Below are 13,859 nucleotides of genomic sequence, written 5' to 3' on the forward strand. Positions count from 1 at the left end.
ACCGGCAGTGAGGAACTCAATTGACCTATGACACCATCAAATACGAGGTCGACGGGCACAAGGCAACCATCACGCTGAACCGTCCCGACGCCCTCAACGCGTTGTCGCCGCACATGATCACCGAACTGCGCGCCGCCTACGATCAAGCCGAGGGCGACGACGACGTCTGGCTGCTGATCGTCACCGGTAGCGGCCGGGCATTCTGCACCGGCGCGGACGTCAAAGAGATTCCCGCCGACGGCAAGGTCATCTACGAGCGGCCCTACCTGTCCACCTACGACCAGTGGGAGGCGCCCCAGGAGGGCACTCCCCCGTTCCGCCGGATGGCCAAGCCGGTTCTGGCCGCGATCAACGGAATCTGTTGCGGCGCAGGGCTGGACTGGGTGACCACGGGAGACATCGTGATCGCCTCGGACAAGGCGACATTCTTCGACCCACATGTGAGCATCGGTCTGGTCGCCGCCCGCGAGATGGTTCGCCTGGCCCGCGCACTACCGCGGTCGGTCGCGTTGCGGATGGCGTTGATGGGCAAGCACGAGCGGATGAGCGCCGAGCGGGCCTACGAGCTGGGCATGATCACCGAGGTGGTCGAGCATGACGAGCTGCTGCAGCGTGCCCACGAGATCGCCGACATCGTGAACTCCAATGCGCCGCTGGCTGTTCGGGGTACCCGGCTGGCCATCCACAAGACCCTCGACCTGCCGCTGCTCGAAGGCGAGATCCTGGCCGAGACGTTCCGCGAACGCGTGGTGCGCACCGAGGACGCCCGCGAAGGGCCGCAGGCGTTCGTGGAGAAGCGCAAGCCCAACTGGCAGGCCCGGTGATGGAAACGTTGCTCGTCGACTTCGACCATGAATCACGGGTCGCGACGGTCACGCTGAACCGCCCCGAAGCGCTGAACTCCTTCAACCGCACCATGTGTGAGGAGATGCGCGACGTCTGGCGCACCGTCAAGACCGACGAAGGCATCAATGCCGTGGTGCTGCGGGCGGCCGGGGACCGGGCGTTCAGCGCCGGCCTCGATGTGAAATCCAGCTATGGGCAACCGGATATCGTGTGGAACCACGAGGATCCGGGCGAGCTGTTGAGCCCGAAGTGGCAGAAGATGTGGAAACCCGTGGTGTGTGCCGTGCAGGGCATGTGCACGGCCGGCGCGCTCTACTTCGTCAACGAAGCAGACGTGGTGATCTGCTCGACCGACGCGACGTTCTTCGATTCCCATGTGAGCGCCGGGCTGGTGTCCGCGCTGGAGCCGGTCGGCCTGATGCGCCGCATCGGATTGGGCGAAACCCTGCGGATGGCGTTGATGGGCAACGACGAAAGGGTCGCCGCCGAAACGGCGCTGCGCATCGGCCTGGTCACCGAAGTGGTCGCCCGCGACCATCTTTGGGGACGCGCCCAGCAGATCGCCGCGGCCATCGCGACCAAACCCCCGACCGCCACGCAGGGCACCGTGAAAGCCATCTGGGAGTCGCTGGACAAGCCGTACCGGGCCGCCATGGATCAGGGCCTCATTTACACCCGCCTGGGCAATCCGATCGCCAAGGCCGAATTGACCGCTCGTCCGATCGCCAAGACCGTGCCACGGATTCGTTGATGCCACACCCGCTGTCCCGGCGCATCACTGGGGTGCTCGACCTGCAACCTCAGGCTCGGGCAATCCAGTACGGCGGCGTCTGGTGCAATTGGGGCGAGATCGCCGCATTGGCCCGACAGATCGGGAAGGTGACCAGTACGGCTCGCGTCGGAATCCTGCTCCGCAACCAGCCTGCCCACGTGGCAGCGGTTCTCGGAGTGCTCGAGGCCGGCGGCACGGTCGTGGTGATCAACCCGTCGCGTGGCGACGATCGCACCCGGGCCGACATCGCGACGCTCGAGCTCCCCGTGGTGGTCGGCCTGGCCTCCGACATCGCCGGTCTGATGAGTCCGTCGCCTCACACCACCGTCGTGAGCATCTCCGACCTCCGCTCCCCTGCGACGGTCACGGAGCCGACCACGCCCGCCGTTGACGCCGGCCGCCCCGGGGTCGCGGTATGGATGTTGACCAGCGGTACCACCGGGCCACCGAAACGCGTCGACCTCACCTACGACATGCTGGCTCGCAGCGTCATGGGCAACGACCCCGAGAATACAGCTGCGCCAACGGAATTACGACGCGGGGTGGCGATCGTCAACGCGCCTCTGGTGCACGTCGGTGGGGTGTTCCGGGTGCTGCTGTGCATCGCCGAGGCGCGGCCGTTCGTCCTGCTACCCAAGTTCGAACTCGACCGATGGGCCGACGCCGTACGCGAGCACCGGCCGCGCGCCGTGTCGCTGGTTCCGGCAGCGCTGCGCATGGTGCTGCACTCGGACCTGACCCGCGAGGACCTCGCCGGTATCCGGGCGGTCACCTCGGGAACCGCGCCGTTGTCGGCCGACGACGCCGACGCCTTCACCGAGAAGTTCGGCATTCCGGTGCTGACCTCGTACGCCGCCACCGAATTCGGCGGCGGCGTGGCCGGCTGGACCTTGGCCGACCACGAGAAATACTGGCGCACCAAGCGGGGCAGCGTCGGCAGGGCCAATCCGGGCGCGCGGCTGCGGGTCGTCGATCACAACGGCATCCCGCGCGAGCCCGGACAGCAGGGCCTGCTCGAGGTGATACCCGCCCAGGTGAACACCACCGAGTGGATGCGCACCACCGACCTGGCGCGGATCGATGCCGACGGGTTCGTGTGGATTCTTGGCCGGGCCGATCAGGCCATCATCCGCGGCGGGTTCAAGATCATGCCCGACGACGTGCGGGCCGCACTGGAGAGCCACCCGGCGGTCCGAGGCGCCGCGGTGATCGGCATCGGCGACGAACGGCTCGGCGAAACCCCGGTGGCCATGGTCGAATTGCACGGTAGCGCCACCGTCGCCGAACTGGTCGATTTCCTGCAGGGCCGGCTCGCCCGCTACGAGATCCCCACCGCCATGGTCATCGTCGAGGCGATCCCCAGAACACCCTCGGGCAAGCCCGATCTCGTTGCGGTACGGGAGCATTTCACCGGCGAGTGAGCTCCCGGCCGTTATGTGGCATCACTCCTGACACCACCGCACACATGATCCCCAGTGGTGCGGTTCGGACCATTCGCAACACATGTGGTGGGCGCGGCGAGCTTGCCGCGGCTCGAACTCCGTGATGATGCGGTCACCGTCGTACCGCGTGACCGCTTCATCGGTTTGCAGATTGACGCCGAGCCGCTTCGCTTGCAGTGGCAGCGTGCTGATCGAATACTTCTGACGGGCGTCGGGGTACTTGTCGAACGCTTTCCAGACTTCGGTGAAGAACTCGACATCGACCGTCGGACCGACAATCTCGTCGTCGCCACAACACATGGCATCCTCCCTGGGTGATAACTGCGGGCTCACTGAAAAATATCCACCCGCCCTGTGGGCAGCACGAGTAGTCCGCTACTCGACTTGCCCGCGACCCGCGGATTCACACGACGGAGTTGGCCCGCAGCTCGGCGATTCGCGCTGCGTCATAGCCGATCTCACCGAGCACGTCGTCGGTGTGCTCGCCGAGCAACGGCGCACGGCGACGGATCGATCCCGGCGTCGCCGACATCCGGAATGGTGTTTCGATGATCGGGACGTCACACGCAGCACCTGGAAACGGCATCCGATGCAGGTAGCCCATGGCCTGCACATGGGGGTCGTCGAGCACATCTTGGGTCGAATGCAGCGGCGCCGCAGGCATTTTGGCCGCTTCCAACAGCGTCAGCACCTCGGCCTTGGACTTGTCGGCACACCAGTCGGCCATGATGTCGTTGAGGATGTCCCCGTTGGCCCACCTGGTGTCGTCATCGGCGAAGCGCGGGTCGTCGAACAGCTCGTCCCGTCCGACCAGCCGGCACCACCGTTTGAACATCGGCTGCCCGGCGACCTGCAGCAACACCCACTGTTCGTCGGCGGTGCGGTAGAGGTCGCACGGCGCCACCGAGGCGCCCCGGTTGCCCATCCTGGGTTTGTCGACCTGCAGCAGTTCCCGCTCGATCAAAAACGCGTTGGACAACATGAGCGCGGTCGGCAACAGCGCACCCTCGACGTGCTGCCCTTCACCCGTCCGGTCCCGGTGATAGAGCGCCATCATCACCCCGATCGTCAGCGTCAACGCTGTCCCGAAGTCCGCGTACGGCACCACAGTTCGGATCGGGAGGTCCGGCAGACCCTGCCGATAGACCGCGCCGGACATCACCTGGCCGGCCCCGTCGAACCCGATCTTGTCGCTGTACGGGCCGCCTTCGCCGTAGGCGGTGGCGCTGGCCAGGATGATGTCCGGCTTGACCGCTTTGAGCGATTGGTAGTCCAGACCGCTGGCCCGCATGCCCGCCGCAGGCATGTTGGCGACGACAATGTCGGACCGGGCCACCAGGCGCCGGGTGATCTCCGCACCGTCGGGCGTCGTCGAATCCAGGGTGAGCGAACGCTTGTTGCGATTGCACTGCAGAAACGTGCCGCCCTCGCCGCTTTCGGTGACGGCCTGCACCCAGCGGTCCTCGCCGCCCTCGCGCTTCTCCACCCGCAACACGTCGGCGCCCATGTCCGCCAGGATCGCGCTGCACCATGGCGCCGCGATGAACCGGCCGTAGTCGAGAACCCGAATCCCGTCGAGAACGCCTGGCATACACTCACCTTCCTCTCGTACCGCTACTCCAAGACGCCCATGCGCTCCAGGTGATCGCTGAGCGGCTTGGACGCCGCGCACAGATGCTCGGCCATGGCGTCGCGGGCCGAATCCCCATCGCGCGCCTTGAGGGCGGCCAGTATCCGACGGTGATCGTGGGTGGACTGCTCAGGCCAGCCTTCCACTGTGGGGTAGACCGATTCCAAGGCGTAGCGGGTGATTTGGGACATCAACTGCGCGAGCTTCGGCGAATCGGCCGCGCGGTTCACGCCCCGATGGAAGGCGTGGTTGAGCCGGACGGCCCGCTCATGATCGTTGTGTGTGTACGCGTCCTCCAGCTCCCGCTGGATCCGGTCGAGTTCGTCGAGCTGACCGTCGGTGATCTGGCCGGCCGCACGGGCGGCCAGCTGGCCGCCGATGTGCGCCTGCACACCCGCCACATCGTCGATGTCCCGACGGGTGACCGGCAGCACCAGGAATCCGCGCCGGGGTTGTTGGGTGAGCAGCCCCTCGGCGCGCAGACCGAACAGCGCTTCGCGCACGGGCGTGACGCTGATACCGAGTTCCGCCGCGAGCTGCTCGAGGCGGATGAACTTTCCCGACGGGTACGTGCCGTCGAAGATCCGCCGGCGGATGAGACGGGCGACATCTTCGGCAAGCTGTGGGCGCGAGGCGAAATCGGGTATGGTCACGGCTCAGATCCGATAGTCGGCCAGCAGCCGCTTGCTGATGATGTTCTTCTGGATCTCGCTGGTGCCTTCGCCGATCAGCAGGAACGGCGCGTCGCGCATCAACCGCTCGATCTCGTACTCCTTGGAGTAGCCGTAGCCACCGTGAATGCGGAAACTCTGCTGCGTTACCTCCGCGCAGAACTCACTGGCCAGGTACTTGGCCATCCCCGCGGCCACATCGTTGCGCTCCCCGGAGTCCTTGAGCCGCGCGGCATTGACCATCATCAGGTGAGCGGCCTCGACTTTGGTTGCCATCTCTGCCAATTGGAATGCAACGGCCTGATGCTCGGCGATCGGCCTACCGAAGGTCTGTCGCTGCTGTGCGTAGCGCACGGCGAGTTCGAAGGCGCGGATACCGACGCCGCAGGCGCGCGCGGACACGTTGACGCGGCCGACCTCGACGCCGTCCATCATCTGGAAGAAGCCTCGGCCGGTGACGCCACCGAGAACATCGTCGGCAGCGGCGCGGTAGCCGTCGAAGATCAGCTCGGTGGTGTCGATACCCTTGTAGCCGAGCTTGTCGAGCTTGCCCGGGATGGTCAGCCCGGCAACGACTTCGCCGAAACCGGTGGGCTTCTCAACCAGGAATGTGGTGAGGTTGCGGTGTGGCTTGTCCGCGCCTTCGTCGGTGCGCACCAGCGCGGCCACCAGCGTCGAACTGCCGCCGTTGGTGAGCCACATTTTCTGGCCGTCGATGATGTAGTCGCCGTTGCTCTGCTTGGCGGCGCGGGTACGGATCGCGGCGACGTCGGAGCCCAGCTCGGGTTCGGACATCGAGAACGCGCCACGCGTTTCCCCGGTGGCCATGCGCGGCAGGAACTTCTGCTTCTGAGTGTCGGTGCCGTGCTGCCGGATCATGTAGGCCACGATGAAGTGGGTGTTGATCACCCCGGACACGCTCATCCACCCGCGGGCCAGCTCCTCGACGCACAGCGCATACGTGAGCAGCGATTCACCGAGGCCGCCGTACTCCTCGGGGATCATCAGCCCGAAGAGGCCCATCTCTTTCATCTGATCGACGATGGCCTGCGGGTAGGTATCGGAATGCTCCAACTCCTGGGCGGTGGGGATGACTTGCTTGTCGACGAATTGCCGCACGGTCGAGACGATCTCGGTCTGGAACTCGGTGAGTCCCAGGGTTTGCGCAAGTCTGGTCACGGTGCCACCCTTTCGAACACGGCGGCCAGCCCCTGCCCGCCGCCGATGCACATGGTCTCCAGGCCGTAGCGCGCGTCGCGTCGCTGCAGTTCGCGCGCGAGTGTCGCGAGCATCCGGCCCCCGGTGGCCCCGACAGGATGGCCCAGCGAGATCCCCGAGCCCCGCACATTGGTGCGGTCCCGGTCAGCCGCCCCGAATTTCCATTCCTTCATCACCGCGAGCGCCTGGGCGGCGAAGGCTTCGTTGAGTTCGATGAGGTCGATATCGCTCAGCTGCAGATCGGCCTTGGCCAGCGCCGCCTCGGTGGCGGGCACCGGGCCGATACCCATGACGTGGGGAGCGACGCCCGCCGCGCCCCAGGACACCATGCGCACGAGTGGCCGCAGGCCGAGTTCGGTCGCCTTGTCCGGGGTGGTGACGATGCACATCGACGCAGCATCGTTCTGACCGCTGGAGTTCCCGGCTGTGACAGTGGCATCCGGATCTTGCTTGAGCAGAACGGGTTTGAGCGTGGCCAGGGCTTCGACCGTGGTGTCGGCGCGCGGGTGCTCATCGGTGTCGATCACGGTCTCACCTTTGCGCGAGCGGACAGTGACCGGAATGATCTCGTCGGCCAGTACGCCGTCGGTCTGCGCGGCCACCGCCCGCTGATGCGACCGCACCGCGAGCTCGTCCTGCTCGGCCCGCGTGATGCCGTACTCACGACGTAGGTTCTCGGCCGTCTCCAGCATGCCGCCGGGCACCGGATAGAACTGCCCACCCGCGGTGGTACGTCCCCGCGCGAGCCCGTCGTGGATCTGCACTCCACCGCGGGATCCGCCCCACCGCATGTCGGTGGAGTAGAACGCGACGTTGCTCATGCTCTCGGTGCCACCGGCCACGACGAGCTCGTTGTCACCGCTGCGCACCTGCAGGCACGCCTGGATCACAGCCTGCAGACCCGACCCGCAGCGCCGGTCGACCTGCATGCCCGGAACGGTCACCGGCAGACCCGCATCCAGTGCCACGACACGGCCGATCGCGGGGGCGTCGCTGTTCGGATAGCAATGGCCCAGGATCACGTCCTGCACCAACTCTCGGGCAACGCCGGTGCGTTCCAGCAGACCCTTGAGCGCCGCCACGCCGAGTTCGACGGCGGACAGCGAGGCGAACATGCCGCCATAGCGCCCGATCGGCGTGCGAACCGGTTCGCAGATGACGGCGTCGCGCGTGCTCACACGTATCGCCCGCCGGTCACCTCGAGCACTGTGCCGGTCATGTACGACGACAGATCACTGGCCAGGAACAGCGCGACCTTGGCGACCTCGTCAGGCTCGCCTGCGCGGCCCATCGGCACCTCGGCCAGCTTCTGGTCCCAAATACGTTGCGGCATGGCCTCGGTCATCGCCGAGCGGATCAAGCCGGGCTGAATCGCGTTGACCCGCACCCCGACGTGGGCCAGTTCCTTGGCAGCGGCCTTCGTCATGCCGACGATGCCTGCCTTGGCCGCCGAATAGTTGGTCTGGCCGATCAGGCCGACCTTGCCGGAGATCGACGACATGTTCACGATCGCGCCGCGCTTGTTCTCCCGCATGATCGCCGCGGCCGACTTGGTGCCATTCCAGGTGCCTTTGAGGTGCACGGCGATGACCTGATCGAACTGGTCCTCGGTCATCTTGCGCAAGGTCGCGTCACGGGTGATGCCCGCGTTGTTGACCATGATGTCCAGACCGCCGAACCGCTCCACGGCGGCTTGCACCAGGGCTTCGACCTCGGCGCCCGAGGTGACGTCGCAGCGTACGGCGGTGGCGACGTCGGGACCGCCGAGCTGGGCGGCCGCTGCCTCGGTCGCCTCCAGGTTGAGATCACCGAGCACCACCCGGGCCCCCTCGTCGACGAAGCGCCGCGCGATGGCCAGGCCCAGACCCTGAGCACCGCCGGTCACCACCGCAGTCTGGCCGGTAAGCAATGACACCTGATCACCTAACTCTCGCTCGTGGGGCTGCCTCAGGCAGTGATCATATTTCATATACGATATTGCAAATACTCGCCCCCGGGTTCCCGCGTGAAAGAAATGGAGCTGCCCCGTGACCACCACTGCGGCCACCACAGAAGTCGGCGACGAGGATTTTCAGGAGATCCTGGCGCAGACCCGCAGCTTCATCCGCACCGCCGTGGTGCCCCGCGAGAACGAGATCCTGGCCACCGACACGGTGCCCGACGACCTGCGTGACCAGGCCAAGAAGATGGGCCTGTTCGGCTACGCCATACCGCAGCGGTGGGGCGGCCTCGGCCTCAACCTCGCCCAAGATGTCGAACTGGCAATGGAATTCGGCTACACCGCCCTGGCGCTACGGTCGATGTTCGGAACCAACAACGGCATCGCCGGCCAGGTCCTGGTCGGCTTCGGCACCGACGAGCAGAAGGCGCAGTGGCTCGAAGGCATCGCCTCCGGAGACGTCGTCGCATCGTTCGCCCTCACCGAACCCGGAGCGGGTTCGAACCCGGCGGGATTGCGCACCAAGGCCATTCGCGACGGGGACGACTGGGTGATCGACGGCCAGAAGCGCTTCATCACCAATGCCCCGACGGCCGATCTGTTCGTGGTGTTCGCGCGGACCCGGCCCGCCGACGATGCCGGACCGGGCATCGCGGTCTTTCTCGTACCGGCCGACGCGGCTGGTGTCCAGATCGGGGCGAAGGACGCCAAGATGGGGCAAGAAGGTGCCTGGACAGCCGATGTCACCTTCACCGAGGTCCGCGTTCCGGGCGGCGCCCTGGTCGGCGGGAGCGAAGACGTGGGTTACCGGGCCGCGATGACCTCACTGGCGCGCGGACGGGTACACATCGCCGCCCTGGCCGTCGGCTCGGCACAGCGCGCTCTCGACGAGTCGGTGGCCTACGCCGCCGCGGCCACGCAGGGCGGCGAGCCGATCGGCAACTTCCAGCTCGTCCAAGCAATGATCGCCGACCAGCAGACCGGCGTGATGGCGGGCCGGGCGTTGGTACGCGATGCCGCCCGCCAGTGGGTGTCGGGTGAGGATCGCCGCATCGCGCCGTCGGCCGCCAAGCTGTTCTGTACCGAAATGGCAGGCAAAGTGGCCGATCTCGCAGTGCAGATCCACGGCGGCACCGGCTACATGCGTGAGGTCCCGGTGGAGCGCATCTATCGCGAAGTCCGGTTGCTGCGACTCTACGAGGGCACCAGCGAGATCCAGCGTCTCATCATCGGCGGCGGTCTGGTCAAGGCCGCGCAGCGCAACACCAACCGTTAAGGAGCATCGATGAGTGATCGGCTCACCGGAAAAGTCGCCTTCATCACCGGAGCAGCCCGCGGCCAGGGCCGCGCGCACGCCGTCCGGATGGCCAAGGAGGGCGCTGACATCATCGCCATCGACATCGCCGGCCCGCTACCGCCCAGTGTCCCTTATGATTCCGCCACGCCGGACGATCTGGCCGAGACGGTGCGGCTGGTCGAGGCCACGGGCCGAAGAGTGCTCGCCGCAGCCGTGGACACGCGAGATCTGGAGGGGCTGCGGGCCGTCGTAGACAAAGGGGTGGCGGAGTTCGGCAGGCTCGACATCATCATCGCCAATGCGGGCATCACGGTTCCGGAGGCCTGGAACGAGACCACACCCGAGTCGTTCCGCGATGTCATCGACATCAACCTCACCGGAACCTGGAACACCGTCATGGCGGGGGCCCAGCACATCATCGACGGTGGGCGCGGCGGCTCGATCATCTTGATCAGCTCCGCGGCAGGTATCAAGATGCAGCCGTTCATGGTGCACTACACGGCCAGCAAGCACGGCGTCACTGGGCTGGCCCGGGCGTTCGCGGCCGAACTCGGCAAGCACAAGATCCGCGTCAACAGTCTGCACCCCGGCGCCGTCAACACCCCGATGGGCACCGGCGACATGATGGCCGCGCTCAACCGGGCCAACGAGACCAATCCCGGCCTGATGCAGATGGTCACGCCGTTCCTGCCCGACTTCATCGCCGAGCCCGAGGACATTGCCGACGCGGCCTGCTGGTTGGCCAGCGACGAATCCCGGTTCGTCACCGCGAGCCGGGTCGCCGTCGATCTGGGCTCCACTCAGTTCTGAGCGGCGCGAACGGCACCCGCAACGCCGCCACGGCGATACGACCGGGAGAGGTGGCGGCACTGCATCATCCGCACCACGGCCGAACCGTCAGCGCGATGTGACCAGGCCGTCTACCAACAGGTCGAGCAGCCTGCCCGCCTGCTCGCGCGATTGGCTGGCGAGGAAGATGCCCAGGAGGCTGGACACGACATCCTCGGCACGCACATCGGAGCGCAGACTGCCGTCGTCGACGCCGGCGGTCAGGATGGCTTGCACCGCACCGACGATGTTGGCGCGAGTGTCCCCGGGCGCCACGGTGCCGGATTCGAACATGGCCCGTAGCGACTCCGCCATCCCCTGCTTGGCCGCGACAAAGCCGGCGTACCGATCCATCCACCGGCGCAGGGCTACAGGTGGCGGATGACGCGCGACCAGTCGGCCCGCCGTCGCCGAGACCTCGGCGAGTTCCGCGCGATAGACCGCCTCGACAAGCGCCTCGCGGCTGGGGAAGTGCCTGTACAGCGTGCCGATCCCGACTCCGGCCGCGCGCGCGATCGCCTCCAGCGACACTGAAGCGTCCGCGTTCGCGAACGCCTCGGTCGCCTTCTCCAGCAGGCGCTCTCGATTACGACGTGCATCCGAGCGGACCCGATCGACCATAGCGGAGGGTCCTCCGTTTCTGTACGGTGAGAAGCGGAGGTCCCTCCGCATATCGCGACTATGCCACACGAACGGAGCGAGCATGACCATCGCCGCAGTACCAGGAGGCACCGGCCGAATCGGGCAGCACACAGTGGCCAGGATCGGCTACGGAGCCATGCAGCTCGACGAGTCGATGCCCACCGAGGATGCCGTGGCCCTACTGCGCACAGCGACCGAACTCGGCATCAACCACATCGATACCGCCTCGTTCTACGCAGGAGGTGAGGTGAATCGGCGAATTCGGCAGGCCCTCGCCCCGTATCGCGACGATCTGGTGATAGTCAGCAAGGTCGGCGCGGCGCACCCCCCCACCGGCGCCATTCCGCTGGTCGCCGCCCAGCGCCCGGCCGAGTTGCGCGCTGCGGTCCACGACGATCTCACGCAGCTACAGCTCGATCAGATCCCGGTGGTGAACCTGCGGCGCCTGGACGTCGGACCCGGCCTGCAGGCGACCGGTAGTCAGATCGTCGACCTCGACGATCAACTCGCCGAACTGATGACGCTGCGCGACCAGGGCAAGATCGGCGGGATCGGCGTGAGCAACGTGTCGCTCGAAGCGTTGCGACGGGCCCTACCCGCCGGCGTGGTCTGCGTGCAGAACGCCTACAACGTGCTCGACCGATCACAGGAGGCGATGCTTGACGCCTGTGTTGCCGAGGGCATCGCGTGGGTCCCGTTCTTCCCGCTCGGATCGGCATTTCCGGATGCCCCGAAGGTCGCCGACAATGCCGAAATATGTGCGGTGGCAGCCGAACTGGGACTCTCCACGGCCCAAGTGGGACTGGCCTGGCTGCTAGCACACGCACCGAACACACTGCTCATCGCGGGCACGAGGTCCGCCGCGCACCTGAAAGACAACGTCGCAGTCGGCGGTATCACGCTTCCCGTCGAGGCGATCTCGCGGCTGGACGCAATCGCGGACTGCGCCACCCACGCGCCCTGACAGTCCCAGCGCGAGCAGACAGCAAGGCCCCGGAACACCGGCGTGTCGGGTACCCGAGCGACTGCTCGCCGGGAAAGCCTCAGCCGATGAATCGGACGATGGACTCGGCCACCGCGGCGGGCTTGGCCACGCCGTCGATCTCCACGGTCACCGTCACGGTCGCCTGCACGGCACCGTCCAGCTTGGCGACGTCGTCGATCCGCGCGCGGGCCCGCACACTGGAGCCGACCTTCACCGGCGTGATGAAGCGAACCTTGTTGTAGCCGTAGTTGATCGCCATCGCGATGTTGTCGACACGGTAGAGGTCGTGAGTGAAGTGCGGCAGCAGAGACAGGGTGAGCAGACCGTGTGCGATGGTCCCGCCGAACGGGCCGGCGGCCGCCTTGTCCGGGTCGACGTGGATCCACTGGTGATCGTCGGTCGCGTCGGCGAACAGATTGACGCGGTCCTGAGTGATCTCCATCCACTCGGTCGGCCCGAGCTCACTGCCTGCCGCCGCCACGAACTCGTCGAGCCCGCTGAACACCTTCATCGCAACTCCTCTCGGACCGCACCCGAACGACGTTCAGAACACTACGGTCTGGTTCCCGAACCGGATGACGCGATCCTCACAGTGCCACAGCACCGCCCGCGACAACACCACCCGCTCGACATCGGAGCCGAGGCGCGCCAGGTCCTCGACGGCGTGGCGATGGTCGACCCGAACCACGTCCTGTTCGATGATCGGTCCTTCGTCGAGGTCGCCCGTCACGTAATGCGCTGTGGCCCCGACCAGTTTCACCCCCCGCTCCTTGGCCCGCCGATACGGTGCAGCGCCGATGAACGCGGGCAGGAACGAATGGTGGATGTTGATCAGCGGGCACCCGATGGCGTCGAGGAACTCCGGCGTGAGGATCTGCATGTACCGCGCGAGCACGACGAGGTCGACGTTGCCGCGCAGGAGTTCGAGCAGTCGCTGCTCGGCTTCTGCCCGATTGTCGCGGGTCGCAGGAACGTAGATGTAGGGCACACCGAACGCACGAACCTGCTCGGCGAGGTCCGGGTGATTCGAGATGACCATCACCACGGACATGTCCAACTCACCGCGGCGGTTGCGCCACAGCAGGTCGAGCAGGCAGTGATCCTCCCGGGAAGCCATCAGCGCCACCCGTTTTGGCTTGGCGGCCTCGGTGAGCCGAAAGTCCATCTCGAACGGCTCGGCCACGCGCTCCCGGAACTCGCGCTCCAGTTCCTCACGGGCCGCGGTCAAGCCGGGCAGGTGGAAAATGGTGCGCTGCATGAAGGTGCCACCGGTCTGCTCAGTCGAATGCTGATCCAGCGACACGATGTTCGCACCGGCCCCGGTGAGAAAGCTGCTGATGGCTGCCACCAGTCCCGGTCGGTCCGCACAACGCAGCAGGAGCCGGCCCACATCACGGACCGGCAGGGTTTTGGCTCTCGGGTACTCCTCAGTCGTCACCCTCCAGATTCTCGCCCGTGTGGCCGCCCGGCGCTCGACCCGGGTACCACGATCGCCTCGCCGCCCGAAACGTCGTGCGTATGACTGGCTCGTGTCCAGACAGCAAAACTGACCGGAACCGACACGAAGAATGGTGAAGCCGAATCTCGGC

15 protein-coding genes are annotated in these 13,859 nt (G+C 66.5%); 6 read left to right on the forward strand and 9 right to left on the reverse strand.

Going from position 1 to position 13,859, the window contains the following annotated elements; genetic code table 11:
- The first annotated feature begins 20 nt into the window (after positions 1 to 20).
- From BTO20_RS24315 to BTO20_RS24325, 3 genes are read left to right on the forward strand one after another with little or no spacing between them, the layout of a single operon-like run.
- Positions 21 to 824: an enoyl-CoA hydratase/isomerase family protein gene (locus BTO20_RS24315; protein ID WP_087078633.1), complete on the forward strand. Its 804-nt coding sequence runs from the start codon at positions 21 to 23 to the stop codon at positions 822 to 824.
- A complete protein-coding gene (locus BTO20_RS24320; RefSeq protein WP_087078634.1) occupies positions 824 to 1,597 on the forward strand; it encodes an enoyl-CoA hydratase/isomerase family protein in 774 nt (257 codons plus the stop codon). The genes BTO20_RS24315 and BTO20_RS24320 overlap by 1 nt, the downstream gene beginning before the upstream one ends.
- The gene (locus BTO20_RS24325) at positions 1,597 to 3,039 is read left to right on the forward strand and encodes a class I adenylate-forming enzyme family protein (protein ID WP_087078635.1); all 1,443 of its coding nucleotides are present in this window, start codon (positions 1,597 to 1,599) and stop codon (positions 3,037 to 3,039) included. Before BTO20_RS24320 ends, BTO20_RS24325 begins: the two co-directional genes overlap by 1 nt.
- Positions 3,040 to 3,060: 21 nt before the next feature.
- Here BTO20_RS24325 and BTO20_RS24330 read toward each other — a convergent pair whose 3' ends face one another.
- The 6 genes from BTO20_RS24330 to fabG form a co-directional block, all read right to left on the reverse strand.
- Positions 3,061 to 3,360 (reverse strand): hypothetical protein, encoded by a 300-nt coding sequence (locus BTO20_RS24330; RefSeq protein WP_087078636.1) that lies wholly within the window; start codon positions 3,358 to 3,360, stop codon positions 3,061 to 3,063.
- Between the two features lie 103 nt (positions 3,361 to 3,463).
- On the reverse strand, positions 3,464 to 4,651 hold the full coding sequence (locus BTO20_RS24335) for a CaiB/BaiF CoA transferase family protein (protein WP_087078637.1): 1,188 nt from the start codon (positions 4,649 to 4,651) through the stop codon (positions 3,464 to 3,466).
- 23 nt (positions 4,652 to 4,674) lie between these two features.
- Positions 4,675 to 5,343 carry a GntR family transcriptional regulator gene (locus BTO20_RS24340; protein ID WP_087078638.1) on the reverse strand — a complete coding sequence of 223 codons (669 nt, stop codon included), beginning with the start codon at positions 5,341 to 5,343 and terminating at the stop codon, positions 4,675 to 4,677.
- A gap of 3 nt (positions 5,344 to 5,346) precedes the next feature.
- Complete coding sequence (locus BTO20_RS24345; protein WP_087078639.1) at positions 5,347 to 6,540, reverse strand: acyl-CoA dehydrogenase family protein; 1,194 nt, start codon at positions 6,538 to 6,540, stop codon at positions 5,347 to 5,349.
- Complete coding sequence (locus BTO20_RS24350; RefSeq protein ID WP_087078640.1) at positions 6,537 to 7,757, reverse strand: acetyl-CoA C-acetyltransferase; 1,221 nt, start codon at positions 7,755 to 7,757, stop codon at positions 6,537 to 6,539. The genes BTO20_RS24345 and BTO20_RS24350 overlap by 4 nt, the downstream gene beginning before the upstream one ends.
- Positions 7,754 to 8,548, reverse strand: coding sequence for a 3-oxoacyl-ACP reductase FabG (fabG, locus tag BTO20_RS24355; protein WP_198344047.1), 795 nt, complete (start codon positions 8,546 to 8,548; stop codon positions 7,754 to 7,756). The genes BTO20_RS24350 and fabG overlap by 4 nt, the downstream gene beginning before the upstream one ends.
- Before the next feature lie 58 nt (positions 8,549 to 8,606).
- Between fabG and BTO20_RS24360 the strand changes: the two genes are divergently transcribed.
- Together BTO20_RS24360 and BTO20_RS24365 are read left to right on the forward strand one after the other, a co-directional pair.
- Entirely contained in the window at positions 8,607 to 9,794 is a 1,188-nt protein-coding gene (locus tag BTO20_RS24360) for an acyl-CoA dehydrogenase family protein (protein ID WP_087078641.1), read from the forward strand.
- 9 nt (positions 9,795 to 9,803) lie between these two features.
- Complete coding sequence (locus tag BTO20_RS24365; RefSeq protein WP_087078642.1) at positions 9,804 to 10,625, forward strand: mycofactocin-coupled SDR family oxidoreductase; 822 nt, start codon at positions 9,804 to 9,806, stop codon at positions 10,623 to 10,625.
- A gap of 87 nt (positions 10,626 to 10,712) precedes the next feature.
- On the opposite strand, the gene BTO20_RS24370 is transcribed toward BTO20_RS24365, so the two are convergent.
- A complete protein-coding gene (locus BTO20_RS24370) occupies positions 10,713 to 11,264 on the reverse strand; it encodes a TetR/AcrR family transcriptional regulator (RefSeq protein WP_087078643.1) in 552 nt (183 codons plus the stop codon).
- A gap of 82 nt (positions 11,265 to 11,346) precedes the next feature.
- Here BTO20_RS24370 and BTO20_RS24375 point away from each other — a divergent pair, with 82 nt between their 5' ends.
- Positions 11,347 to 12,249: an aldo/keto reductase gene (locus BTO20_RS24375; protein WP_087078644.1), complete on the forward strand. Its 903-nt coding sequence runs from the start codon at positions 11,347 to 11,349 to the stop codon at positions 12,247 to 12,249.
- 79 nt (positions 12,250 to 12,328) lie between these two features.
- Here the strand turns inward: BTO20_RS24375 and BTO20_RS24380 are convergent, their stop codons facing one another.
- Together BTO20_RS24380 and purU are read right to left on the reverse strand one after the other, a co-directional pair.
- Entirely contained in the window at positions 12,329 to 12,781 is a 453-nt protein-coding gene (locus BTO20_RS24380; protein WP_087078645.1) for a MaoC family dehydratase, read from the reverse strand.
- A 33-nt stretch (positions 12,782 to 12,814) separates the two neighbouring features.
- Positions 12,815 to 13,708 (reverse strand): formyltetrahydrofolate deformylase, encoded by an 894-nt coding sequence (gene purU / locus BTO20_RS24385; protein ID WP_087078646.1) that lies wholly within the window; start codon positions 13,706 to 13,708, stop codon positions 12,815 to 12,817.
- Between the last annotated feature and the right edge of the window lie 151 nt (positions 13,709 to 13,859).

Origin of the sequence: Mycobacterium dioxanotrophicus, assembly GCF_002157835.1 — a bacterium.
Lineage (GTDB): Bacteria > Actinomycetota > Actinomycetes > Mycobacteriales > Mycobacteriaceae > Mycobacterium > Mycobacterium dioxanotrophicus.